The sequence below is a fragment of the Pseudescherichia vulneris genome (assembly GCF_902164725.1).
Taxonomy (GTDB): Bacteria; Pseudomonadota; Gammaproteobacteria; order Enterobacterales; family Enterobacteriaceae; genus Pseudescherichia; species Pseudescherichia vulneris.
This window is the reverse complement of the sequence record NZ_LR607338.1, coordinates 3,587,440-3,610,137: the sequence shown is the minus strand read 5'-3', so window position 1 is coordinate 3,610,137 and position 22,698 is coordinate 3,587,440. Positions and strand designations below refer to the sequence as shown.

The window sequence follows — 22,698 nt, the reverse complement described above, 5'->3', positions numbered from 1 at the left end:
TAAAGGAGGCCCACCTGCTATGACTACCTCATTCTTCGTTGCTGCCGACTGGCTGATTGAACACGGCGACTCTCCTGACGTACAGATTATTGATGCGCGCATGGCACCGGTTGGCCAGGAGCACCGTGATATGCGCGCCGAGTACCGCGCAGGACACCTTCCAGGCGCGGTCTTTTTTGATATTGAGGCCCTCTCCGATCATACCTCCCCCCTGCCCCATATGATGCCGCGTCCAGAGGCGTTTGCCGTCGCCATGCGTGAGCTAGGCATTAGCAGCGATAAGCATCTGGTGATTTACGATGAAGGTAACCTCTACTCTGCGCCGCGAGCGTGGTGGATGCTGAAAACCTTTGGCGTAGAGCAGGTGTCTATCCTGGCGGGTGGCCTGGCAGGCTGGCAGCGCGACGAGCTGCCGCTCCAACAGGGTGACGTAACGCTGCCCGAAGCTGAATTTGAGGCCCACTTTGACGCCGACCGCGTGAAGCGCCTCACTGACGTGCTGCTGATCAGCCACGAGAAAACCGCCCAGCTGGTGGATGCCCGTCCTGCCCCGCGCTTTAACGCCGAGGCGGATGAGCCGCGTCCGGGGCTGAAACGCGGGCATATTCCCGGCGCGCTGAACGTGCCGTGGGGCGATCTGGTGTTTGAGGGCGAGTTAAAAACCACCGACGAGCTGAGCGCTGTGTTTGCCCGTCAGGGTGTCGATCTCAACAAGCCAATTGTGGTGAGCTGTGGCTCCGGGGTTACCGCTGCTGTGGTGGCGCTGGCGCTGGCGACGTTGGGCGTCGACGGCGTTACGCTCTATGACGGCTCATGGAGTGAATGGGGCGCGCGGAACGATCTGCCCGTTGAACCCTCCTGAGCATGGACAACCGCCTTGCGCCGCTGCTGTCGCGCGGCGAGTCGCTGACCCGCGCGGAGTATCGTGTGCTGGCCCATCTCACCGCCCACCCGCTTTTGGTGGGCAATATCACGGTGCGCGAGCTGGCACAGGAGACCTTTGTCTCTACCGCTACCATCATGCGCCTGTGTCAGAAGCTGGGCTTTAGCGGCTACAGCGAGCTGATCTGGCACTGCAAGCAGCTGCTTGCCGATACGCCGCACATCGCGGTCCCGGCGGATGAAACCGCCGATCTCTCGCTACGGTTTAACCAGTTCATCGCTAACTATCAGCAGACCTTTCGCTGGGCCACAGAGGAGAAGCGCCGCTTTTTCGCCGGCCTGCTGCGCGAGAAAGAGAGCTTTTTTCTCTACGGGGCGGGCTTCTCCTATCTCTTTGCGGAGTATCTTACCAAGAAGCTGCAGGTGCTGGGCAAGACGGCGTTTATCTCCGGGCCGGGGGACAGCCGCAATATTTTCCTCAGCAACGCCGCCCGCTATGAGGTGTTTATTGCCGTCTCCCGCAGTGGTGAGACAGAGCAGGTGCTGGATAAAGCGCGAATAGCGAAAAACGTTGGCATGACCATCGTGGCCTTTACCCGCGCCTCGGCCAATAGCCTGGCGAGCATGGCGGACCTTCATTTCGGGCTGTATGACGAGGCGGTGCATTTTGCCGCCGAAGCCGCAGGGGTAACCTCGTTCGAGTCGAACCTGGTGTTGCTGATGGATTTGCTGCTGCTGGAAGCGACGGGGTGAACGCTCACCCCGTCAGAGAAACTAGATAATACGCTGCTTGAAGTCGCGCAGGAAGCTGCCCCAGCGCCGCTCGTAGAAGGGCGTAATGTGCGCCAGCATAAAGTGGCTGATACCCTTCTCGCCTTCGGCAACCAGGCAAATATCGACAGGCTCATCGCCCGGCAGCGTGTCGGTGGCAACGCTACCGGCTGATTGGATAATCGCGTCGATGTCGCTGTCGGCCTCAACTTCAATGCCGATCAGCAAGTTGGGCTGGGCATCAGCCTCCTCTTTGATAGAGCAGAGAAACGCTCGCTTGACCGTTTTCATGGTCTTAAACAGCGTCGTCAACGAGTCAACCATCTGCGCAGGCGGCTCGGCCACCTCAGAGAGCAACAGCGCGCTGCCGCCCTCTATGACCTTCTGCTGGCTGAGGGGGTTACCCTCCTCTTTCCCCACCAGGTGGCTAATCTCACTTGGCGTAAACTCTTTGCCCGTCGACAGCTTGGCGTTGAGGAACAGCGTCTCGCCGAGAGTCATCTCAAACAGGGTGCGCACCGGCATCACCACGAAGGCCTGCTCATCCTCAACCGCCTGCTGCAGGGCCTCAAGGGAGGTAAAGAATGGGATCACCGAGGTGCCGTCATCTTTCTCCCAGTGCTGAATATCCACGGCGCTATCTTCAACCACCGTCTGGCCCTCTGCCGCCGTGCCGGGAACCCAGACGGTGGAGGCCATCAGCGTGCGGAAGAACGCAGGACGGTGACCCGGCTCGGTCGCCGCCTGCTCAAGCAGGGTCTCTAATTCGTTTTTCGTTTCAGACATAGACTCACAACTTCGTAAATCGCCGGGTGGCGCTACGCTTACCCGGCTTACATGATTATTCCGCTGTTAACAGGTTGGCGATGGTACGCACGCCCAGACCGGTTGCCCCAGCAGCCCACTGATCCACAGCCGCTTTACGGTAAGTGGCAGAGCAGTCGATATGCAGCCAGCCTTCGCGGTAGTTCTCAACGAAGTGGGAGAGGAAACCGGCGGCGGTGCTGGCTCCAGCCGGGAAGGCGGCGCTGGCGGTGTTGTTCAGTTCAGCAAAGTTAGACGGCAACTGGCTGCGGTGGAACTCCGCCAGCGGCAGACGCCAGAACGGCTCGTTCTCTGCGCTGGCGCTGGCCAGCAGGCGGTTTGCCAGCGTGTCATCAAAGCTCAGCAGCGCGTGGTAGTCGTTGCCGAGGGCCGTTTTTGCCGCGCCGGTCAGCGTTGCCGCGTCGATAATCAGCTCTGGGTTTTGCTTCACCGCGTCGATCAGGCCATCGGCCAGCACCAGACGGCCTTCGGCGTCGGTATTCATGATCTCAACGGTTTTGCCGTTGCGATAGCGAATGATGTCGCCAAGCTTGAAGGCGTTACCGCTAATCAGGTTATCTGCGCAGCAGAGATAGAGCTTCACGCGCTTGTTCAAGCCGCGCGTAATGGCAAACGCCAACGCGCCGGTGACCATGGCCGCGCCGCCCATATCGGACTTCATGGAGTCCATAAAAGCGCTCTGCTTGATGCTATAGCCGCCGGAGTCAAAGGTGACGCCTTTGCCGACCAGGCAGGCATAGACCGGGGCGTTTTTATCGCCGGTGGGGTTGTAGTCCAGCGCCAGCAGTACCGGCGTCCGCTCGGAGCCACGGCCAACGGTGTAGATCCCCATGTAGTTCTGCTCGCGCAGATCTTCACCTTTGGTGATGCGGTAGGAGATGTTCTCTCCGCCCACGCCGCTCAGCAGATCTACCGCACGCTGGGCCAGCTGCTCAGGCCCCAGCTCTTCGGGAGAGGCATTGATGGCATCGCGCACCCAATCGATAATGTTGCGGCGGCTCTCCAGCTCTTTCTGCTGGGCGTCATCCAGCGTAGCCCACTCAATTTTGCGGCTGCCTTTCGGCCCTCTGTAGCCCTGCCAGAATGCCCAGCTGCGATCGACGTCCCAGCCCTCGCCTGCCAGCTGGACGTGCTTGATGCCCATGCCGTCGATTTTACGTGCCGCACGCTGGATCAGGCCCAGATCGTCTGCGCCGGTAAGGTGCAGCGCAACGCCGTCACTGTTAATACTGTAAGCTGCTTTTTCACCCCAGCGCGCATCGGCGGGCTGAGTCGTCAGGGTAATTTTCATGGCTTCGGTTGTCATTATTCTGTCCTTATGATCAAGCCTGCAATGTGAAAACGGGCTACCCGAAGGCAGCCCGCTGTGCATTATGACGCTTCGTCTAACCAGACTAACAGAATCGCTTCCAGAATCTTTTCATTGGATGCGTTTGGTTCGTCATCAAAGTCGTCCAGTTCACAAATCCACTGGTGCATATCGGTAAAGCGCACGGTTTTCGGATCGAGATCCGGGTAAGCGTCATACAGCGCCTCGCCTATTTCACGGCTGTCACTCCACTTCAGGCCCATATCAATGCTCCCGCGCGTGGTTAATAGTATAACGCGGCATCTCGACCACCAGGTCTTCGTCGGTGACGCGAGCCTGACAGCTCAGACGGCTCTCCGGCTCCAGACCCCAGGCTTTATCCAGCATGTCGTCTTCGTCTTCGGTGCTCTCTGCCAGCGAGTCAAAGCCTTCACGCACAACGCAGTGGCAGGTGGTGCAGGCACAGGATTTTTCGCAGGCGTGTTCAATCTCAATGCCGTTACGCAGGGCAACGTCAAGAATGGTCTCACCGACATTCGCTTCCAGCACAGCGCCATCCGGACAGAGATCCTGATGGGGCAAAAATACAATCTTTGGCATATTAAACCTCGTCCACAGAGTGGCCCTTCAGCGCTTTACGAACCGATTGGTCCATGCGGCGTGCGGCAAACTCCTGGGTTTGTTTGTCTATATTTTTAATGGCTTGCTCTATGGCGTCAGCGTCATCGCCCTCGGCGGCTACACGCAGACGTGCAGCGGCGTCGTCAATAACCTGACGTTCTGCGGCGCTTAACAGCGCGGCATCGGTTCCGAGCGCGCTTTGCAGACTCTCCAGCACGCGCGCGGCCTCCACTTTCTGCTCTGCCAGCATTCGCGCTTTCACGTCTTCGCCAGCAAAGCTCATGGAGTCCTGGATCATGGTGGCGATTTCGCCGTCGGTCAGCCCATAGGAGGGCTTAACCTGAATGGAGGCGGCCACGCCGGTGGATTTCTCCATGGCGGTGACGCTCAGCAGACCGTCGGCGTCTACCTGGAAGGTCACGCGAATGTGCGCCCCGCCAGCAGGCAGCGCCGGGATGCCGCGCAGGGTAAAGCGACCCAGCGAGCGGCAGTCGGCGACCAGTTCACGCTCGCCCTGCATCACGTGGATCGACATAGCGGTCTGGCCATCTTTAAAGGTGGTGAACTCCTGAGCGCGTGCTACCGGAATAGTGGTGTTACGCGGGATCACTTTCTCTACCAGCCCGCCCATGGTCTCCAGACCCAGCGACAGTGGGATCACGTCCAGCAGTAGCATTTCGCTGTCCGGCTTGTTGCCGACCAAAATATCGGCCTGAATAGCCGCGCCGATAGCGACAACCTTATCGGGATCGATAGTGGTCAGCGGCTGGCGACCAAAGAACTCGCCGACGCGATCGCGTACCAGCGGCACGCGGGTAGAGCCCCCCACCATCACCACTTCCAGCACCTCATCGGCCTCAACGCCTGCGTCTTTCAACGCCCGGCGGCAGGAGAGCAGCGTGCGTTTAACCAGGGAGGAGATGAGATCGTTGAATTCAGTGCGGGTGATGCTGCCCTGCCAGCCCGCCACGTCAACGTCGACGCTTTCAGCATCGCTGAGGGCGATTTTTGCGGCGATGGCAGCGTCCAGCAGCTGGCGCTGCAGGCGCGGATCCTGACGATCGCTGATGCCCGCCAGCTCACGGATGCGATCCGCCAGCAGGTGGTCGAAGTCGTCCCCGCCCAGCGCGGAGTCGCCGCCGGTGGCTAACACTTCAAATACCCCACGACTCAGGCGCAGGATAGAGATATCAAAGGTGCCGCCGCCCAGATCGTAAACGGCGATCACGCCCTCTTTGCCGGAGTCGAGGCCGTAGGCGATAGCGGCAGCCGTCGGCTCGTTAAGCAGGCGCAGCACGTGCAGGCCCGCCAGTCGCGCGGCGTCTTTGGTGCCCTGACGCTGGGCATCGTCAAAGTAGGCCGGGACGGTGATGACCACGCCGTCCAGCTCGCCTGCCAGCGCTTCAGTGGCGCGAGCGGCCAGCGCCTTGAGGATATCGGCAGAGATGCGTATTGGGTTCAGCAGGCCCGCAGCGGTGGCGATCATCGGCAGGCCGTTTTCGCTCGCCTGCAGCTGATAGGGTAGATGCGGGTAGCGCGCCTGGATGTCGGCCAGCGAGCGGCCCATCATGCGTTTAACCGAGCTAATGGTGTTAGCCGGATCGTTGACCGCATTGCTGCGCGCCTCAAAGCCCACCCGGTGGCTCTGCGGCTGATAGTGCACCACGGACGGCAACAGGTGACGCCCGTCGCTGTCCGGCAGCGTTTCTGCCTGGCCGCTACGCACGGTAGCCACCAGGGAGTGTGTTGTACCCAGATCAATGCCCGCCGCCAGACGACGCTGGTGCGGCGCGGCACTCATGCCCGGCTCACTAATTTGTAATAAGGCCATGTTTGCTTCCGAAATTTAAAAATCGAGCAGCTTTTCTTCGAGTTGTTCTGCTGTGCTGCGTAGTTTATCGAGAAAACGGAGTTTACGCACCGTCTCTGCGGCATCGCTCCACGACTCGCCGTCAAGCTGCTCTACCAGGGTCTGGTGGCGCGCGGTAAACATTGCCGCGACGCGCTTCAGAAACGCCTCAAGCCGATCGGTATCGCGGGCCTGCTCAATCTCATCCAGCTCTTCGCGCAGCTCTAGCTGCTCCATCAGGAAGGCGGTGTCGCGGACGGTATGCTGCTCACTGGCGAGGTCGAAACCGTGCAGGGAGAGCAGGTACTCGGCGCGCGGCAGCGGATGGCGCAGCGTCTGCCATGCCTGGTTGATGGTCGCAGAGTGTTGGACGGCGGCAAGCTGTTCAGCAGAGGTGCCGCTGGCAAACCGGTCGGGATGGTATTGACGTTGCAGATCCTGAAAGCGGGTAGCCAGCGCCTGGGTATCCAGATGATAGCTGGCGGGCAACCCAAAGAGGGTAAAGTAATCCATAACAGTCTCGGGGTTAGGCGGGTTAAAGCAAACCCCACCGCAGAGCAGTGGGGTTGAGTCGTTCAGGCGCGGTTAAACGTGGAAGCTTTCGCCGCAGCCGCACTCATCTTTCACGTTCGGGTTAGTAAACTTAAACCCTTCGTTGAGGCCCTCTTTTACGAAGTCCAGCTGAGTGCCGTTCAGGAACTGCAGGCTTTTGCCATCGACCACGACCTTAACGCCTTTGTCTTCGAACACGGTATCTTCTGCCGCAGGCGCGTCAACAAATTCCAGCACGTAGGCCATACCCGAACAGCCGGAGGTTCTCACCCCCAGGCGCAGGCCAAACCCTTTACCCCGGTTGGCCAGGAAGCTATTTACTCGCGCGGCAGCACTGTCGCTAAGGGTAATCGACATACAAACCTCCGCTCGTTATTTCGCGTCACGCTTGCTTTTGTAGTCCGCAATCGCAGCTTTGATTGCATCTTCCGCCAGGATAGAACAGTGGATCTTAACCGGCGGCAGCTCCAGCTCATCGGCGATGTCGGTGTTCTTAATCGCCTGGGCTTCGTCCAGGGATTTACCTTTCACCCACTCGGTCACGAGGGAGCTGGAGGCGATCGCCGAGCCGCAGCCGTAGGTTTTAAAACGCGCGTCTTCGATGATGCCATCGTTGTTCACTTTGATCTGCAGCTTCATGACGTCGCCACAGGCCGGTGCACCCACCATGCCGCTGCCAACGCTGGCATCGCTGTTGTCGAAAGAGCCAACGTTGCGCGGGTTTTCGTAGTGATCGATTACTTTTTCGCTATAAGCCATTTTAAATTCTCCTGATACCGCTACCGATTAATGATGAGACCATTCAATGCTGTTCAGATCCACGCCCTGTTTGAACATCTCCCACAGCGGAGAGAGGTCGCGCAGACGGCCAATGGAGTTGCGAACCAGATTGATGGTGTAGTCAATCTCTTCTTCGGTAGTGAAACGACCTAAAGAGAAACGAATAGAGCTGTGTGCCAGCTCGTCAGTCATACCCAGCGCGCGCAGCACGTAGGATGGCTCAAGGCTTGCAGAGGTACAGGCGGAACCGGAAGAGACCGCGAGATCCTTCAGCGCCATGATCAGCGACTCGCCTTCAACGTAGTTAAAGCTGACGTTGAGGATGTTCGGTGCGCCCTGCTCAAGATCGCCGTTCAGATACACTTCTTCCATATCTTTCACGCCGTCCCACAGACGGTTACGCAGCGTACGCAGGCGTGCCATCTCGGTGTCCATCTCTTCTTTGGCGATGCGGTAGGCTTCACCCATGCCAACGATCTGGTGCACAGGCAGCGTACCGGAACGCATGCCGCGCTCGTGACCGCCGCCGTGCATCTGCGCTTCGATACGAATACGCGGTTTACGACGCACGTACAGCGCGCCAATCCCTTTCGGACCGTAGATTTTGTGGCCGGAGAAGGACATCAGGTCAACTTTCAGCTGGCTCAGATCGATAGGCAGCTTGCCCACGCTCTGGGTTGCATCAACGTGGTAGATGATGCCGCGCGCACGGCACAGTTCGCCGATGGTGGCGATATCCTGTACCACGCCGATTTCGTTGTTGACGTGCATGATGGAGACCAGAATGGTGTCGTCGCGCATGGCGGCTTCCAGCTCTTTCAGGTCGATAATGCCGTTGCTCTGCGGCGCGAGATAGGTCACTTCAAACCCTTCACGCTCCAGCTGACGGCAGGTATCCAGCACGGCTTTGTGTTCGGTTTTGCTGGTGATGATGTGCTTGCCTTTTTTCTGGTAGAAGTTGGCAGCACCTTTGATCGCCAGGTTGTCAGATTCGGTTGCACCGGAGGTGAAAACAATTTCACGCGGATCAGCGCCAACCAGCTCGGCAATCTGATTACGGGCGATATCGACCGCCTCTTCAGCATGCCAGCCAAAACGGTGTGAACGGGAAGCTGGGTTACCAAAGTTTCCGTCCAGGGTCAGACACTGCATCATTTTCTCGGCAACACGCGGATCCACCGGCGTGGTTGCGGAGTAGTCGAGATAGATCGGTAATTTCATTGCTCTATAGACTCCGTACATCGCTTCAATGCAAGGAACCAGGCAACCGGCTGGATGTACGGCCGACGTGGCGGAGCGTGGCGCTCCGGCCTGGTTCATAAATCTTTTTTATAGTGTGTTACCCGTATGAACGGGTAAATCAGGCACGCAGTTTGACGTCAATTGCGTCCTGCGCGCGGGTCGTGCGCTGTGTTTCCTGGCTGTGCTGGCGATCGGCAACGTCCATCACTTCCTGGTTATTGACCAGTTCACCGAGGGTGATATTGTTCAGGAAGCCGGTCAGACGATCGCTCAGGTCACGCCACAGCGCGTGGGTCAGGCACTTATCGCCGCCCTGGCAGCCGCCTTTACCCTGACAGCGGGTTGCGTCTACCGATTCGTCAACGGCGCTGATCACTTCGCCAACGGCGATGCTGTTGGCATCTTTACCTAACAGATAACCGCCGCCCGGACCGCGCACGCTGGCCACCAGGCCATTCTTGCGCAGGCGGGAGAAGAGCTGCTCCAGATAAGAGAGGGAGATGCCCTGACGCTCGGAGATATCAGCCAACGGAACCGGGCCCGATTCAGAGTTGAGCGCAACGTCCAGCATTGCAGTAACGGCATAACGCCCTTTAGATGTCAGTCTCATGTCTTACTTAACCTCAAACTCGCCCCTGCCCGGGGTTGTCGTTATATAGATAGTTATAAAAACAGTTATAAATGGTCTGTTACATAGCAGGCGCAAGTGTGACATTCCCGACTAAAATGGTCAACTATTTACTTGACTGTTTTAGTCAGGTATTAGGCGTTTTGTGCCGTTTTATTGCTCTTTATTCTTCTGCTCAATCGACGCCAGAATTCCGCGCAGGATGTTCAGCTCCTGGCTCTCTGGACGCGCGCGGGTAAAGAGTCGGCGCAGCTTGTTCATCACCTGTCCCGGATGATCGGGACGGATAAAACCGGTCGCCAGCAGAGTCTGCTCCAGGTGGCCGTAGAAGCGCTCAAGGTCGTCTACCAGCGGATAGGGCGTCTCTTCCTCTGCTGGTTCAGCATCGGCTTCCTGCGCCGCCAGCCAGGCCATGCGCACTTCATAGGCGATAACCTGTACCGCCATCGCCAGGTTCAGCGAGCTGTACTCCGGGTTCGCGGCAATGGCAACGTGATAGTGGCACTTCTGCAACTCTTCGTTGGTCAGGCCCACGCGCTCGCGGCCAAATACCAGCGCCACCGGCGCGTGCTGCCCTTCGCTCACGCTCTTCAGCCCGCACTCGCGCGGATCGAGCATCGGCCACGGCAGCGTACGGGAGCGGGCGCTGGTGCCCACCACCAGGCTACAGCCCGCCAGCGCCTCGTCAAGGGTGTCGACAATCTGTGCGTTACCGATGACGTCGCTGGCCCCGGCGGCCAGGGCGATGGCCTGGGAGTCCGGCTTCACCAGCGGGTTAACCAGCCAAAGATTCGTTAAGCCCATGGTTTTCATGGCGCGGGCAACGGAGCCCATGTTGCCGGTGTGAGAGGTTTCAACCAGCACGATTCGTATATTTTGCAGCATAGTTTTTCAGCGTCTTAAGAATATTTGCGCATATTAGCATAAAGCAAAGACATAATCCGAACTCGCTGGTATACTCTGCGCCGTTTTCACCCCCCGTTCTTTAACATCCAGTGAGAGATACCGATGCATCCAATGCTGACTATCGCCGTGCGCGCAGCGCGCAAGGCGGGTAATGTAATTGCCAAACACTACGAAACGCCAGACTCTGTTGAAACCAACCAGAAAGGCAGCAATGATTTCGTAACTAACGTTGATAAAGCCGCCGAGGCCGTGATTATCGACACTATCCGCAAATCTTACCCGCAACATACCATTATCACCGAAGAGTCCGGTGAACACGCAGGCGAAGATCAGGATGTGCAATGGGTTATCGATCCACTGGATGGCACCACCAACTTTATCAAGCGTCTGCCCCACTTCTCGGTTTCTATCGCCGTGCGCATTAAAGGCCGTACCGAAGTTGCCGTGGTTTACGATCCAATGCGTAACGAACTCTTCACCGCTACCCGTGGTCAGGGCGCACAGCTTAACGGCTACCGCCTGCGCGGCAGCACCGCTCGCGATCTGGATGGCACCATCCTGGCGACCGGTTTCCCGTTCAAAGCCAAACAGCATGCCCAGACCTACATCAAGATCGTCGGTAAACTCTTTACCGAGTGCGCAGACTTCCGCCGTACCGGCTCTGCCGCGCTGGATCTGGCCTACGTTGCCGCTGGCCGCGTAGACGGTTTCTTTGAGATCGGCCTGAAGCCGTGGGATTTCGCCGCAGGCGAGCTGCTGGTTCGTGAAGCGGGTGGTCTGGTGTGTGATTTCACCGGTAACCACAACTATATGATGAGCGGTAACCTCGTCGCCGGTAATCCGCGCGTGGTGAAAGCCATGCTGGCGAACATGCGTGACGAGCTGAGCGAAGCGCTGAAGCGTTAAGCATCGCTAACGCCGGATGGCGGTTTCACCTTATCCGACCTACATCGTACCCGTAGGCCGGATAAGCGTAGCGCCATTCGGCGTTTTAAAACGGTCGTAATCCCCTTCCCACCGGCACTGCACTGAGCCACATTACCACCGCCGCCGTTACCAAAATCACACCTCCGGCTAAAGCCAGCGTTGACCACCCCACTTGCTGCCACAGCACCGGCGTTTTATTGCCGCCGAGTTTGACCGCCAGCCGCCGAAAGCTATGCACCAGCAGCGCCAACGAAGAGATGGTTAGCGACGTACCTGCCGCCATCGCCATGGCCGATGCCACTCCCCAGCTAAACACCCCGATGACTTTACTGAACAGCAGGACCATGATCGCCCCGGAACAGGGTCGCATCCCCATCGACAGAATAATCATCAGCCGGGCGCGCCAGTCATCGCCGCGCGTAAGCTGCTCCGGCGTGGGCAGATGCTGATGCCCGCAGCCACAGTGGGCGTCATGTACATGATGTGGCGTAAAAGCGGTAAAGGTCGGCCTGCGTAAGAGACGACGCAGCCTGTTCAGCGCCCGCCAGCAGAGCAGAAGTCCCAGCACGCCCACCAGGGCATAGCTTCCCTTCTCTAACCAGTAGCTGCTCATATGCAGCTGGCGAGCAGGCAGCTGGAGCAGGGTCAGCACCACGACCACCAGCACAATGGCTACCAGTCCCTGTAGCAGCGATGAGGCCAGGGTCAGGCCAATGCTCGACCTCAATTTTGACGGATGAGTGGCAAGCCAGGTGGTTATTACCACTTTACCGTGGCCCGGCCCAAGGGCGTGCAGCACCCCGTAGAGAAAGCTAAACAGCAGCAGCGCCCCACCCGCCCGGCTCGGATCCGCCGCCACGCCCTTTAACAGGGCACTCATCTGCTGGTTAACCTCCCGCTGCCAGCCCGCGCTCTCCAGCATGATCCGGGGCCAGGCGTGCCACAGCTGCACCCCACCCACCACTGCACAGAGCAGCAGGAGGGCCAGCGGCCAGAGCGCACGCCAGCGGGGCGCGCTTCTCACCGAACTTAGCATCATGCCTTGCACTCCAGGGTCACGGTCTGGGCAAACTGCTTGCCGAGATCCATATCCTCCGGCGGCGCATCCGCTTTATCCAGCGACTGCGCAAAGGCTAAGGTCTCCTCTCCCGGCGTCGGCGTGTGCAGCTCTGTCTTACACTGCTTTTGCAGATCGGCCGAGAGCATAATGTCGCGCTCGCTCTGGTAGGTCATATCGACATAGTAAGTGGGATCGAAGGTGGAAAAGGTGTAGCGCTGCCCGGCCAGCGGCTGCGGCGTGGCCAGCGGCAGGGTAAAGGTCAGCACCGCCTGGTGATCGACCCGCGACATGCCGTAGTGCGTAGGCCGGTTGAGAAACTTAACCCGCTGCCCGTTATGCCAGACCTCGGTAAAGTAGTGCTGCCCCAGCACGTTGGCCATCACCTCCGCCGCCAGCTTTTTCCATACCGGTGACTCCGGCGTAGCGTCACCGGCGTCGTAGAGCAGATCGGCTGAAGTGATCTCATCCATCGTCCAGCGCATATCGAGCGCAACAAGCTGTCCGTCCGCCACTACCGGCTCGGTTTGCAGACGAATAAAGCTATGGGGATGCGCCAGCGCGGGAAGCGATAAAAACGCGAAAACCAGCGCGCCAGCGTACGGTTTAACTGTTTGCATGTGTTCCTTACGAGAAAAATTCTGTGACGCCCCCCGGCAATCCTGATGGAAAGCCCGACTGGAGGGCTTTCGCCGCCGTATCCTTTAGCTATTCTTATCGAAACCCCTAACTGGAATCCAGCAGATGACAACCGTAACGATACCGCCATCTGTGCTCTCCAGTTCACAACGCCGCTGTCATGTACTCCTAATGCTCGCCCTGCCAGGACAAACGGTGACACCAGATATACTCGGCAAGCTGAACAACGTGGACGGCACAATCACCCGGCAAGATATTGCCGACACGGGTCATGAGATCCAGCGCTACCACCGGCTGAACATTACTGTGCAGCAGGACGGCAGCTATCGCATTGAGGGCGCGGCCCTCGACCAGCGTCTCTGCCTCATCCACTGGCTCAAGCGTGCCATTCGTCTCTGCCCCAACTTTGTTAGCGCTCACTTTACTCCGGCGCTAAAAAACGCGCTTAAGCAGCAGGGTATCGCCAGAACATTGTATGACGATACTAACCTGCACGCCCTGATTAATCTCTGTTCCCGTCGCCTTCAGCGGCAGTTTGAGCAGCGAGATATTCAGTTTCTCCGTCTCTATCTACAATATTGCCTGCTTGTGCACCAGCTTGGCTTTACGCCCGCGTTTGCACCGTTGCAGCAGGCCTGGGCCGAGGCGCGGGCAGAGTATCTGGTCGCCCATGAGATTATCCGTCACTGGCAGCGCCGGGTGGTTCCGATCCCGCACGTGAGCGAGCATCTCTTTCTGGCGGTGCTGTTTATGCTGCTGCGCACGCCGGATCCGATCCGCGACAGCCATCAGCAGGACATGCGGCTGCGGGGAGCTATCCACCGGACAATCGAACGTTTTCGCGACCTCTCCGGGATGGACTTTAGCGATGAGCAGGGCCTGACCGATCAGCTCTATATTCATCTGGCACAGGCGCTGAACCGTAGCCTGTTTGGCATCGGGATCGATACCAGCCTGACGGAGGAGATTAATCTGCTCTACCCCCGGCTGATGCGTACCACCCGCGAGGCGCTGCTCTGTCTGGAGGAGGAGTACAACCTGTGCTTTACCCATGAGGAGGCGGGCCTGGTGGCGGTTATCTTTGGCGCATGGCTGATGCAGGAGAACGATCTGCACGAGAAGCAGGTGGTCCTGCTGACTGACGACGCGCCCGAGCGGGAACGGGCCATTGAGGAGCAGCTGCGCGAGCTGACGCTGCTGCCGCTGAATATCAAGTATCTGCCGCTCACCACCTTCCAGCAGGAGGGAGCCCCGCGTGAGGCCGCCCTGATTGTGACGCCTTACGTGACGCCGCTGCCGCTCTTCTCTGCCCCGCTGATCCATGCGGTGATGACCCTGAGCGAGCAGCAGCAGTTACATATTCGTGACATGCTGGAGTCTTAGGTCCGGGCGGTAACGCCGGGCCGGACAAACAGCGCGGGCAGCGCGACCAGCGCCATCACCCAGAATACGCCCTGGTGCAGATGCTGGAACAGGAAGCCAGCAAAGATGGTCATTACCGCGATGCTGCCCCCCATCGCCACCGCCGAGTAGACGGCCTGCAGGCGGATCACCTCGCTTCCCTGGCGGGCAGCGATATAGCGCATCGCCGCCAGGTGGCAGACGGTAAAGGTTCCACAGTGCAGGACCTGCACCACCAGCAGCCACGGCAGCGCCGTGGTCCAGCCCATCAACGTCCAGCGCACTATGCCGCACACCGCCGACAGCAGGAGCAGATCCCGGGCGCTCCAGCGGCGGAACAGGCGGTTGCTCAGCGCGAAGATAATCACCTCCGCGACAACGCCCAGAGACCAGAGATAGCCCACCGTTGAGGCAGAGTAGCCCGCCTCCTGCCAGTAGATGGCGCTAAAGCCGTAGTAGGCAGCGTGCGCCCCCTGCAGCAGCGAGACGCAGGCCAGAAAGCGCCCATTCTGGCCGATCAGGCTCCGCCACGCGGGCCAGCCAGCGGCGGCCTGCGCCCGACGCTCCCCGATCGGCATCACCGACGGGCGCAGCAGCATCCCGAGCAGCATGGAGATGGTCCCCAGAGTAAGCATCGCCAGGATCGCCCGGTAGTCGAAGAGGCTCACCAGCTTACCGGTCAGCGCCGAGCCGATCACAAAGGCGATCGATCCCCACAGGCGTACCCGGCCATAGTCCATGACGATCTGCTTTTGCCAGGTGTTAGCCAGCGCGTCGGTGAGCGGCACCAGCGGCGAGAAGAAGAGGTTAAAGCCGATGATGATCGCCATCAGCCAGCCAACGTGGTTGCCAGCCCAGAAGGCCAGGGCAAACAACAGCGTCAGCAGAGCCAGCACGCGTAGGGCGAACACCAGCCGGGAGGGATCGGTGACCCGAGGGGCAATGGTCAGGCTGCCGAGAAAGCGGGCGACCAGCCCTGCCCCGAGCAGCAGGCCGATGGTTTCCGGCGTCAGTCCGGTACCCTTGAGCCAAACGCTCCAGAAAGGTAAAAAGATGCCGTAGCTGAAAAAGTAGGTAAAGTAGCTCAGCGCCAGCCAGCGCGTGGAATGCAAAACCATGAATCCCTCCCGTTTTGAAGGCGTTAGTCTGGCGTTAAAACTCCACAGGTGCAAGCAAACCTGAAAGACCCCCACCGTTTGGCGAAGCGTGAATTTGCTTGCCTCGATTCAGTTCACATATTTGTAATTTGATGCGCGCTGAAGAAACCACGTCGCACTTAAGTCAAATGATAAATAAATGTTAAATTTAAGTTATAAAATAATTATTTTTTAACACAAATAGCCATTGATAACGTAATGACATTATTAATATTTAACTTTATTTTAACCTAAAATTATCCATAAATTTACATTTTCGTGCACAGATCACAATTCAAATTTCTGCGATACGTTTCCCCTTCCCTTCATTGCTAATCTTCCCTCCGTGACATGCCTCGGTCCCTAAAAAAGGTAGAACTATGAAATTCAAACTCGCATTGCTCAGCGCAGCCCTGATTTCTGCATGCATGATTTCCGGTACGTCGGTTGCAGCGGAGAAGTATGAAATTGCCGTGGTCGCCAAGGTGACCGGCATTCCGTGGTTTAACCGTATGGAAACCGGCGTCAACGAAGCGGCGAAAAAGCTCGACGTTAACGCCTATCAGACCGGTCCCTCTACGCCGGATCCGGCCCAGCAGGTGAAGGTGATTGAGGATCTGATCGCCAAAAACGTTAACGCCATTATCGTGGTGCCTAACGACGCTAAAGTGCTGGAGCCGGTGCTGAAAAAAGCTCGCGATAAAGGCATCGTAGTGCTGACCCATGAGTCACCGGATCAGCAGATTGGCCAGTGGGATATTGAAACCATCGACAGCGAGAAGTATGCCCAAGCCAACGTCGATGAGCTGGCGAAAGACATGGGCGGCAAAGGCGGCTACGCCATTTACGTTGGCTCCCTGACGGTGCCGCTGCATAACGCCTGGGCCGATTACGCCATTAAATATCAGAAAGAGAAATACCCGGACATGTTTGAGGTGACGTCGCGCCTGCCGGTGGCCGAGAGCATCGACAAATCCTACTCCACGACTCTGGACCTGATGAAAACCTATCCGCAGATGAAAGGGGTGATCGGCTTCGGCTCCCTCGGCCCTATCGGTGCGGGTCAGGCGGTGCAGAAGAAGCGTGCGAAAGAGAAAGTGGCGGTGGTCGGTATCGCCATGCCAGCCCAGGCCGCACCTTACCTGATGCGCGGCGATATCAAGAAAGCGCTGCTGTGGGATCCGAAAGATGCGGGCTATGCGCTGGTAACCGTTGCCAACCAGCTGCTGAAGGGTAAAGAAGTCACGTCCGATCTGACCATCGACGGTTTAGGGAAAGCCGATGTCGACATGGAGAAGAAAGTGATCCGCTTTAACAAGATCCTCGAAGTCACCAAAGATAACGCACAGTCGCTCGGTTTCTAAGGCTCTCCGCCTACACCAGGGAACCTCAACGCCGGCCGTCTGGCCGGCACACTCGTACAGAATGACTTAAGCGCCCACACGGGCGCTCGCAGGGGTATTGTCCATGGCCGACACCACCGCATTTATCACTCTTGAGAATATCAGCAAGCAATTCCCGGGCGTGCTGGCGCTGGATAACGTGAACCTGACGCTACAGAAAGGGGAAGTTCACTGTCTGGCAGGGCAGAACGGCTGCGGTAAGAGCACCATTATTAAAGTGATCTCCGGCGTCTATCACCCGGAAAAAGGGGCGCAGATCCAGCTCGACGGCAAATTGTTCCACCACCTAACGCCGCAGCTTTCTGCCCACTACGGCATTCAGGTTATATACCAGGATCTCTCCCTGTTTCCCAACTTCAGCGTGGCGGAGAACATTGCCGTTAACCGCTATCTGCCGGGCGGCGACGTCTGGGTTCGGCGCGGCGCAATGCGCAAGCAGGCGCTGGCGGCAATGCAGCGCATCGGCGTCAGCATCGATCCCGATAAAAAAGTCGAGAAGCTCTCTATTGCCGACCGTCAGCTGGTGGCGATCTGCCGCGCTATCGCCGCCGACGCCCGGCTGGTAATTATGGATGAGCCCACCGCCTCCCTCACCCGTCAGGAGGTTAACGGCCTGCTGCGGGTGGTCAACGAACTGAAAGCCGTCGGGATCTGCGTAGTCTTCGTCAGCCACCGTCTCGACGAAGTGATGGAAGTGGCGGATCGCATCAGCGTCATGCGCGACGGCAAGCTGGTGGGGACCTATCCGGCAAGCCAGCTCGACAGCCACGAGCTGGCGTTCCTGATGACCGGCCAGCGTTTCCACTACAGTCCACTGCCGGAAAAACCGTCCGCCGATCAGGAGCCGATGCTGGAGCTGCGTAACCTCAGCCGGCGAGGCAAATACCAGAATATCAACCTGTCGCTGCGCAGCGGCGAGATTGTCTCTATCGTTGGCCTGCTGGGTGCCGGGCGAACCGAGCTCTGTCTGAGCCTGTTCGGCATGACCCACCCGGAGAGCGGAGAGATGCGCATCAATGGCAAGCCGGTCACCCTGCGCAATAACCATGACGCCATTAAGCACGGGATCGGCTACGTCTCAGAGGATCGCCTGACCCAAGGGCTGATCATGGAGCAGTCGATCTACGACAACACCATCGTCACGGTATTTGACAAGCTACACACGCGCGGTGGCCTGCTGGATCACGGCAAGGCGAAAAAGCTGGTGGCCGATCTGATCCGCAACCTGAATATCAAAGTCTCCGACCCGCATCTACCGGTGAAAACCCTCTCCGGCGGGAACGCGCAGCGGATCGCCATTGCGAAATGGGTGGCGACCGATCCACGCATCCTGATCCTCGACTCCCCCACCGTTGGGGTGGATATCGCCAATAAAGAGGGTATCTACCAGATTGCCCGCGACCTGGCGGAACAGGGGATGGCGGTGCTGATGATCTGCGATGAGATCCCGGAAGCCTATTACAACAGCCACCGCGTGCTGGTTATGCGCCGCGGCAAGCTGGTGGCAGAGTTTAATCCGCATCGCTGTACGGAACAGGAGATTGCTGAAGTGGTTGAGGTGATCCATGAATAACAGACTTTCCCGCCTGGTCGGGCAACATGAGTTCTGGCTTGGGCTGCTGGTGGTAGCGCTGGCGGTCGGGCTGAGCATCAGCACCGACGAGTTCTTCTCGCTGGGCAATCTGACGGACGTCGCCACCAGCTACGCGATCCTCGGGATCCTCGCCTGCGGCCTGTTCGTGGTGCTGATCTCCGGTGGGATCGACATCTCCTTCCCGGCCATGACCGCCATTGCCCAGTATGCAATGGCAAGCTGGGTGATCGCCCACGGCGGCAACTTTGCTCTGGCGTTGATCATCGCGATGGCTGTCGGCCTGCTGCTCGGGTTGATCAACGGTTTCCTGGTCTACTGGCTGCGAGTCCCGGCAATTATCATCACCATCGCGACGCTCAACGTCTACTACGGCCTGCTGGTTTATGCCACCAAAGGCACCTGGCTGTACGGCTTCCCGGACTGGTTTATGAACGGCATCAACTGGCTGTCGTTCACCGCCGCCGACGGGTACGACTACGGCCTTACCCTGCCCCTGCTCTGCCTCGCGGCGGTCATTATCTTCACCGCCGTACTAATGAACTTTACCCGCCTTGGCCGCCAGATTTACGCCATGGGCGGCAACCGCGACGCGGCCTCACGCCTGGGGCTGAATCTGGTGAAGCTGCACTTCTACGTCTACGGCTACATGGGCATTCTCGCCGGGGTCGCCGCCGTGGTGCAGGCGCAGATCACCCAGTCCGTTGCCCCCAACTCACTGCTCGGTTATGAGCTGACGGTGCTGGCGGCGGTGGTGCTGGGCGGGACCAGCATGAGCGGCGGACGCGGCACCTTAACCGGCACGCTGCTTGGGGTGGTGCTGCTGGCGTTTCTGCAAAACGGCTTGACGCTGCTGAGCGTTTCCTCTTACTGGCACACCGTATTCAGCGGCGTCATCATCCTGGTCAGCATCAGCGCCACGGCCTGGAATGAAAAACGCAAACTCGCAAGGGAGCTTTGAGATGAAAGCAATCGCACGACTCTTACCCGGTGATGCCATCATCCGCCTGCAGTGCGTGATCATTATCGTCGTTGCCGTGGTCTTCTCGGCGCTGTTGGGCAGCCGCTTCTTCAGCGTCGCTAACTTCCAGTCCATCACCTCGCAGCTGCCGATCCTCGGCATGCTGGCGCTGGGAATGGGGATCACCATGCTTACCGGTGGCATTAACCTGTCGATTATCGCTGGCGCTAACGCCTGCTCGCTGGTGATGGCGGCGGTGATTGTTAGCCATCCCGATAATCCGCTGTTCCTGGCGCTGGCCCTACTGGCTGGCGCGGCGGTAGCGGTGGCGATCGGCACGCTGAACGGGGCGCTGATCGCCTGGGTGGGGGTATCGCCTATCCTCGCCACGCTCGGCACCATGACGCTGATCTCTGGCCTCAATATTCTGCTCTCTAACGGGACGGTGATCTCCGGCTTCCCGGCAGCGATCCAGTTCCTGGGCAATGCCACCGTGGTGGGCATCCCCGTGGCGCTGCTGCTCTTTTTATTGGTAGCGGTGCTGCTGTGGGTTCTGCTGGAGCACACGACCCTCGGACGCAGCCTCTACCTGGTGGGCTCCAACGAGCAGGCCACGCGCTACAGCGGCGTGAATACCGTCCGCGTGCAGATTGCGGTGTATGTCATCTCCGCCCTGCTCGGCTGGGTCGCCGCTATTTTGATGATGGCGAAATTTAACTCGGCAAAGGCGGGCTATGGCGAATCCTATCTGCTGGTGACCATTCTCGCCTCGGTGCTGGGCGGCATTAACCCCGACGGCGGATTTGGCCGCATCGTCGGCCTGGTGCTGGCCCTCATCGTGCTGCAGATGCTGGAAAGTGGCTTTAATCTGCTGGGGATCAGCAGCTATCTGACGATGGCGCTGTGGGGTGCCGTGCTGATCCTCTTTATCGCATTACAGAATCGTAAAGCCTGATGTCAGGAGAACAAATTATGGCGAGTTACTTCATTGGTGTGGACGTAGGCACAGGGAGCGCCCGGGCGGGCGTATTTGATCTAAACGGCAGAATGGTCAGCCAGGCCAGCCGGGCCATTGAAATGTATCGTCCGCAGGCTGATTTCGTTGAGCAGTCCTCCGACAATATCTGGCAGATGGTGTGCAACGCAGTGCGCGATGCGGTTAACCAGGCAGACATCAATCCCATTCAGGTGAAAGGCCTGGGGTTCGACGCAACCTGCTCGCTGGTGGTGCTGGACAAAGAGGGTAAGCCGCTGACCATCAGCCCCTCCGGGCGCAGCGAGCAGAACATTATCGTCTGGATGGATCACCGCGCCATTACCCAGGCCGATCGTATCAACGCCCTGCATCACCGGGTGCTGGACTACGTCGGCGGGATTATCTCGCCCGAGATGCAGACCCCGAAGCTGCTGTGGCTGAAGCAGCACATGCCGAATACCTGGGCTAACGCGGGCTACTATTTTGACCTGCCGGATTTCCTGACCTGGCGCGCCACGGATGACGACACCCGCTCGCTCTGCTCCACCGTCTGCAAATGGACCTACATGGGCCACGAGGATAAGTGGGACGGGAGCTACTTCCGCCAGATTGGGCTAGAGGATCTCCTTGAGCACGACGCGGAGAAAATTGGCCGCTACGTTAAAACCATGGGCGAACCGCTCGGCCACGGCCTGACGCAGCGCGCTGCCAGCGAGATGGGGCTGATCCCCGGCACCGCGGTGAGCGTGTCGATTATCGACGCCCATGCAGGTACCCTCGGCACCCTGGGAGCTAGCGGCGTCTCTGGCGAAGTAGCGGATTTCGATCGCCGCGTAGCGCTGATTGGCGGCACCTCGACGGGCCATATGGCGATCTCCCAGCAGCCGCGCTTTATCGGCGGCGTTTGGGGGCCTTATTATTCGGCGGTGCTGCCGGACTACTGGCTTAACGAAGGCGGCCAGTCGGCAACCGGGGCGCTGATCGACCATATTATTCAGTCTCACCCCTGCTATGAAACCCTGCTGGCGCAGGCGAAAACCCAGGGGCAGACCATCTATGAAGTACTCAACGCCCTGCTGCGCAAGATGGCCGGCGAGCCGGAAGATATCGCTTTCCTGACCCGCGATATTCATATTCTGCCCTACTTCCACGGCAACCGCTCGCCGCGTGCTAACCCGACGTTAACCGGGGTGATTAGCGGCCTGAAGCTCTCCCGTACGCCGGAGGATATGGCCCTGCACTATCTGGCGACCATCCAGGCGATTGCCCTCGGCACCCGGCATATTATTGAAACCATGAATCAGACTGGCTACACCATCGACACCATTATGGCCAGCGGCGGCGGCACCAAGAACCCGATCTTTGTTCAGGAGCACGCCAACGCCACCGGCTGCGCCATGCTGCTGCCGGAAGAGAGCGAAGCGATGCTGCTCGGCGGCGCGATGATGGGTACCCTTGCGGCGGGCGTGTTCGAAACCTTCCCGGAGGCGATGTCGGCCATGAGCCGGATCGGTAAGACCGTTACGCCGCAGACCAACAAGATCAAGCAGTACTATGACCGCAAGTACAAGGTATTCCATGCGATGTATGAGGATCACATGAAGTACCGTCAGCTGATGCAGGAGGGAGCATGAGTCAATCGTGGCAGCAGGCAACCGCCGCCTGGGGTATCTATAGCGAAGCGCTGGCCGGGCTCGGTCAGCACCTCAGCGAGCCACAGTGGGAGGCACTGCTGGCTGAACTGCGCGGCTGCAAAGGCAAAATTGTGGTGACGGGTGTGGGCACCTCCGGTATTGCAGCACGGAAGATTGCCCATATGCTGGCCTGCGTGGAGCGCCCGGCGATCTACCTGAACGCTACCGACGCGGCGCACGGCGACCTGGGGTTTTTACGCGCCGACGACCTGATGATCATGCTCTCGCGCGGGGGTAACTCCGACGAGCTGACGCGTCTCCTGCCAGGGCTGGCGTCCCGCAGCGTGCCGCTGGTTAGCGTGACCGAGAATGCCGATTCGGCGATTGCCCGCGCCTCCCGGCTGGTGATCTCTACCGGCGTGCGGCGTGAGATCGATCCGTTGAACATGCTGGCAACCACCTCCATCGTGCTGGCGCTGGCGATTTTCGATGCCGCCTGTGCCTGCCTGATGAGTGAGAGCGGATACTCGAAAGAGAGCCTGCTGGCGGTGCATCCCGGCGGCGATGTGGGCGTTACGTTGCGCAGCAAGCGGTAACACGCCCGCCAA

Annotated in this window: 24 protein-coding genes; 10 read left to right on the top strand and 14 right to left on the bottom strand. The window is 58.9% G+C overall.

The genetic code is table 11. The features are described from left to right. The first annotated feature begins 19 nt into the window (after positions 1-19). Together sseA and FN633_RS14975 are read left to right on the top strand one after the other, a co-directional pair. Positions 20-862, top strand: coding sequence for a 3-mercaptopyruvate sulfurtransferase (gene sseA / locus FN633_RS14980; protein WP_154058249.1), 843 nt, complete (start codon positions 20-22; stop codon positions 860-862). Positions 863-864: 2 nt separating this feature from the next. Beyond that, on the top strand, positions 865-1,635 hold the full coding sequence (locus tag FN633_RS14975) for a MurR/RpiR family transcriptional regulator (protein ID WP_154058248.1): 771 nt from the start codon (positions 865-867) through the stop codon (positions 1,633-1,635). 21 nt (positions 1,636-1,656) lie between these two features. Here FN633_RS14975 and sseB read toward each other — a convergent pair whose 3' ends face one another. The 11 genes from sseB to trmJ all read right to left on the bottom strand — a co-directional run bounded on the left by sseB (position 1,657) and on the right by trmJ (position 10,344). Then, positions 1,657-2,439 (bottom strand): enhanced serine sensitivity protein SseB, encoded by a 783-nt coding sequence (sseB, locus tag FN633_RS14970; protein WP_154058247.1) that lies wholly within the window; start codon positions 2,437-2,439, stop codon positions 1,657-1,659. A 55-nt stretch (positions 2,440-2,494) separates the two neighbouring features. After that, positions 2,495-3,784, bottom strand: a complete 1,290-nt coding sequence (gene pepB / locus FN633_RS14965; RefSeq protein WP_154058246.1) for an aminopeptidase PepB — start codon at positions 3,782-3,784, stop codon at positions 2,495-2,497. 65 nt (positions 3,785-3,849) lie between these two features. Beyond that, a complete protein-coding gene (gene iscX, locus FN633_RS14960) occupies positions 3,850-4,050 on the bottom strand; it encodes a Fe-S cluster assembly protein IscX (RefSeq protein ID WP_042389051.1) in 201 nt (66 codons plus the stop codon). Between the two features lies 1 nt (position 4,051). Then, the gene (gene fdx, locus FN633_RS14955) at positions 4,052-4,387 is read right to left on the bottom strand and encodes an ISC system 2Fe-2S type ferredoxin (RefSeq protein WP_034459208.1); all 336 of its coding nucleotides are present in this window, start codon (positions 4,385-4,387) and stop codon (positions 4,052-4,054) included. A gap of 1 nt (position 4,388) precedes the next feature. Then, positions 4,389-6,239 carry a Fe-S protein assembly chaperone HscA gene (gene hscA / locus FN633_RS14950; RefSeq protein WP_154058245.1) on the bottom strand — a complete coding sequence of 617 codons (1,851 nt, stop codon included), beginning with the start codon at positions 6,237-6,239 and terminating at the stop codon, positions 4,389-4,391. A gap of 15 nt (positions 6,240-6,254) precedes the next feature. After that, positions 6,255-6,770 (bottom strand): co-chaperone HscB, encoded by a 516-nt coding sequence (hscB, locus tag FN633_RS14945; protein WP_154058244.1) that lies wholly within the window; start codon positions 6,768-6,770, stop codon positions 6,255-6,257. A gap of 72 nt (positions 6,771-6,842) precedes the next feature. After that, complete coding sequence (gene iscA / locus FN633_RS14940; protein ID WP_042389045.1) at positions 6,843-7,166, bottom strand: iron-sulfur cluster assembly protein IscA; 324 nt, start codon at positions 7,164-7,166, stop codon at positions 6,843-6,845. A gap of 15 nt (positions 7,167-7,181) precedes the next feature. Then, entirely contained in the window at positions 7,182-7,568 is a 387-nt protein-coding gene (gene iscU, locus FN633_RS14935) for a Fe-S cluster assembly scaffold IscU (RefSeq protein ID WP_042389043.1), read from the bottom strand. A 27-nt stretch (positions 7,569-7,595) separates the two neighbouring features. Next, entirely contained in the window at positions 7,596-8,810 is a 1,215-nt protein-coding gene (gene iscS, locus FN633_RS14930) for a cysteine desulfurase (RefSeq protein WP_042389040.1), read from the bottom strand. 139 nt (positions 8,811-8,949) lie between these two features. Then, on the bottom strand, positions 8,950-9,441 hold the full coding sequence (gene iscR, locus FN633_RS14925) for a Fe-S cluster assembly transcriptional regulator IscR (protein WP_042389039.1): 492 nt from the start codon (positions 9,439-9,441) through the stop codon (positions 8,950-8,952). A 171-nt stretch (positions 9,442-9,612) separates the two neighbouring features. Continuing rightward, a complete protein-coding gene (gene trmJ / locus FN633_RS14920; protein ID WP_154058243.1) occupies positions 9,613-10,344 on the bottom strand; it encodes a tRNA (cytosine(32)/uridine(32)-2'-O)-methyltransferase TrmJ in 732 nt (243 codons plus the stop codon). 123 nt (positions 10,345-10,467) lie between these two features. Here trmJ and suhB point away from each other — a divergent pair, with 123 nt between their 5' ends. After that, positions 10,468-11,271 carry an inositol-1-monophosphatase gene (gene suhB / locus FN633_RS14915; RefSeq protein WP_154058242.1) on the top strand — a complete coding sequence of 268 codons (804 nt, stop codon included), beginning with the start codon at positions 10,468-10,470 and terminating at the stop codon, positions 11,269-11,271. 85 nt (positions 11,272-11,356) lie between these two features. On the opposite strand, the gene FN633_RS14905 is transcribed toward suhB, so the two are convergent. Together FN633_RS14905 and FN633_RS14900 are read right to left on the bottom strand one after the other, a co-directional pair. Further along, the gene (locus FN633_RS14905; RefSeq protein ID WP_154058241.1) at positions 11,357-12,331 is read right to left on the bottom strand and encodes a nickel/cobalt transporter; all 975 of its coding nucleotides are present in this window, start codon (positions 12,329-12,331) and stop codon (positions 11,357-11,359) included. Next, positions 12,328-12,969: a DUF1007 family protein gene (locus tag FN633_RS14900; protein ID WP_154058240.1), complete on the bottom strand. Its 642-nt coding sequence runs from the start codon at positions 12,967-12,969 to the stop codon at positions 12,328-12,330. Before FN633_RS14900 ends, FN633_RS14905 begins: the two co-directional genes overlap by 4 nt. A gap of 124 nt (positions 12,970-13,093) precedes the next feature. Between FN633_RS14900 and csiE the strand changes: the two genes are divergently transcribed. Next, entirely contained in the window at positions 13,094-14,371 is a 1,278-nt protein-coding gene (gene csiE, locus FN633_RS14895; RefSeq protein ID WP_154058239.1) for a stationary phase inducible protein CsiE, read from the top strand. On the opposite strand, the gene FN633_RS14890 is transcribed toward csiE, so the two are convergent. Further along, positions 14,368-15,507 (bottom strand): 3-phenylpropionate MFS transporter, encoded by a 1,140-nt coding sequence (locus FN633_RS14890; RefSeq protein WP_154058238.1) that lies wholly within the window; start codon positions 15,505-15,507, stop codon positions 14,368-14,370. The genes csiE and FN633_RS14890 overlap by 4 nt on opposite strands. Before the next feature lie 398 nt (positions 15,508-15,905). Between FN633_RS14890 and FN633_RS14885 the strand changes: the two genes are divergently transcribed. From FN633_RS14885 to FN633_RS14860, 6 genes are all read left to right on the top strand, one after another. Next, positions 15,906-16,889, top strand: coding sequence for an autoinducer 2 ABC transporter substrate-binding protein (locus FN633_RS14885; RefSeq protein WP_154058237.1), 984 nt, complete (start codon positions 15,906-15,908; stop codon positions 16,887-16,889). Between the two features lie 103 nt (positions 16,890-16,992). Then, entirely contained in the window at positions 16,993-18,501 is a 1,509-nt protein-coding gene (locus FN633_RS14880) for a sugar ABC transporter ATP-binding protein (RefSeq protein WP_154058236.1), read from the top strand. Continuing rightward, on the top strand, positions 18,494-19,480 hold the full coding sequence (locus FN633_RS14875) for an ABC transporter permease (RefSeq protein ID WP_042389017.1): 987 nt from the start codon (positions 18,494-18,496) through the stop codon (positions 19,478-19,480). The genes FN633_RS14880 and FN633_RS14875 overlap by 8 nt, the downstream gene beginning before the upstream one ends. 1 nt (position 19,481) lies before the next feature. Beyond that, entirely contained in the window at positions 19,482-20,435 is a 954-nt protein-coding gene (locus tag FN633_RS14870; protein WP_042389016.1) for an ABC transporter permease, read from the top strand. Between the two features lie 17 nt (positions 20,436-20,452). Continuing rightward, on the top strand, positions 20,453-22,090 hold the full coding sequence (locus tag FN633_RS14865; protein WP_042389014.1) for an FGGY-family carbohydrate kinase: 1,638 nt from the start codon (positions 20,453-20,455) through the stop codon (positions 22,088-22,090). Beyond that, positions 22,087-22,686: a KpsF/GutQ family sugar-phosphate isomerase gene (locus tag FN633_RS14860; RefSeq protein WP_154058235.1), complete on the top strand. Its 600-nt coding sequence runs from the start codon at positions 22,087-22,089 to the stop codon at positions 22,684-22,686. The genes FN633_RS14865 and FN633_RS14860 overlap by 4 nt, the downstream gene beginning before the upstream one ends. The last annotated feature ends 12 nt before the right edge of the window (positions 22,687-22,698 follow it).

Bases quoted from the DNA above. Each gene is read 5' to 3' on its own strand.
- FN633_RS14860 (WP_154058235.1), top strand. From the start codon at position 22,087: ATGAGTCAATCGTGGCAGCAGGCAACCGCCGCCTGGGGTATCTATAGC.
- FN633_RS14875 (WP_042389017.1), top strand. From the start codon at position 18,494: ATGAATAACAGACTTTCCCGCCTGGTCGGGCAACATGAGTTCTGGCTT.
- iscX (WP_042389051.1), bottom strand. From the start codon at position 4,050: ATGGGCCTGAAGTGGAGTGACAGCCGTGAAATAGGCGAGGCGCTGTAT.
- iscU (WP_042389043.1), bottom strand. From the start codon at position 7,568: ATGGCTTATAGCGAAAAAGTAATCGATCACTACGAAAACCCGCGCAAC.
- FN633_RS14885 (WP_154058237.1), top strand. From the start codon at position 15,906: ATGAAATTCAAACTCGCATTGCTCAGCGCAGCCCTGATTTCTGCATGC.
- FN633_RS14890 (WP_154058238.1), bottom strand. From the start codon at position 15,507: ATGGTTTTGCATTCCACGCGCTGGCTGGCGCTGAGCTACTTTACCTAC.
- iscR (WP_042389039.1), bottom strand. From the start codon at position 9,441: ATGAGACTGACATCTAAAGGGCGTTATGCCGTTACTGCAATGCTGGAC.
- FN633_RS14975 (WP_154058248.1), top strand. From the start codon at position 865: ATGGACAACCGCCTTGCGCCGCTGCTGTCGCGCGGCGAGTCGCTGACC.
- sseB (WP_154058247.1), bottom strand. From the start codon at position 2,439: ATGTCTGAAACGAAAAACGAATTAGAGACCCTGCTTGAGCAGGCGGCG.
- FN633_RS14870 (WP_042389016.1), top strand. From the start codon at position 19,482: ATGAAAGCAATCGCACGACTCTTACCCGGTGATGCCATCATCCGCCTG.
- FN633_RS14880 (WP_154058236.1), top strand. From the start codon at position 16,993: ATGGCCGACACCACCGCATTTATCACTCTTGAGAATATCAGCAAGCAA.
- FN633_RS14900 (WP_154058240.1), bottom strand. From the start codon at position 12,969: ATGCAAACAGTTAAACCGTACGCTGGCGCGCTGGTTTTCGCGTTTTTA.
- pepB (WP_154058246.1), bottom strand. From the start codon at position 3,784: ATGACAACCGAAGCCATGAAAATTACCCTGACGACTCAGCCCGCCGAT.
- iscS (WP_042389040.1), bottom strand. From the start codon at position 8,810: ATGAAATTACCGATCTATCTCGACTACTCCGCAACCACGCCGGTGGAT.
- hscB (WP_154058244.1), bottom strand. From the start codon at position 6,770: ATGGATTACTTTACCCTCTTTGGGTTGCCCGCCAGCTATCATCTGGAT.
- csiE (WP_154058239.1), top strand. From the start codon at position 13,094: ATGACAACCGTAACGATACCGCCATCTGTGCTCTCCAGTTCACAACGC.
- hscA (WP_154058245.1), bottom strand. From the start codon at position 6,239: ATGGCCTTATTACAAATTAGTGAGCCGGGCATGAGTGCCGCGCCGCAC.
- suhB (WP_154058242.1), top strand. From the start codon at position 10,468: ATGCATCCAATGCTGACTATCGCCGTGCGCGCAGCGCGCAAGGCGGGT.
- trmJ (WP_154058243.1), bottom strand. From the start codon at position 10,344: ATGCTGCAAAATATACGAATCGTGCTGGTTGAAACCTCTCACACCGGC.
- sseA (WP_154058249.1), top strand. From the start codon at position 20: ATGACTACCTCATTCTTCGTTGCTGCCGACTGGCTGATTGAACACGGC.
- iscA (WP_042389045.1), bottom strand. From the start codon at position 7,166: ATGTCGATTACCCTTAGCGACAGTGCTGCCGCGCGAGTAAATAGCTTC.
- fdx (WP_034459208.1), bottom strand. From the start codon at position 4,387: ATGCCAAAGATTGTATTTTTGCCCCATCAGGATCTCTGTCCGGATGGC.
- FN633_RS14865 (WP_042389014.1), top strand. From the start codon at position 20,453: ATGGCGAGTTACTTCATTGGTGTGGACGTAGGCACAGGGAGCGCCCGG.
- FN633_RS14905 (WP_154058241.1), bottom strand. From the start codon at position 12,331: ATGATGCTAAGTTCGGTGAGAAGCGCGCCCCGCTGGCGTGCGCTCTGG.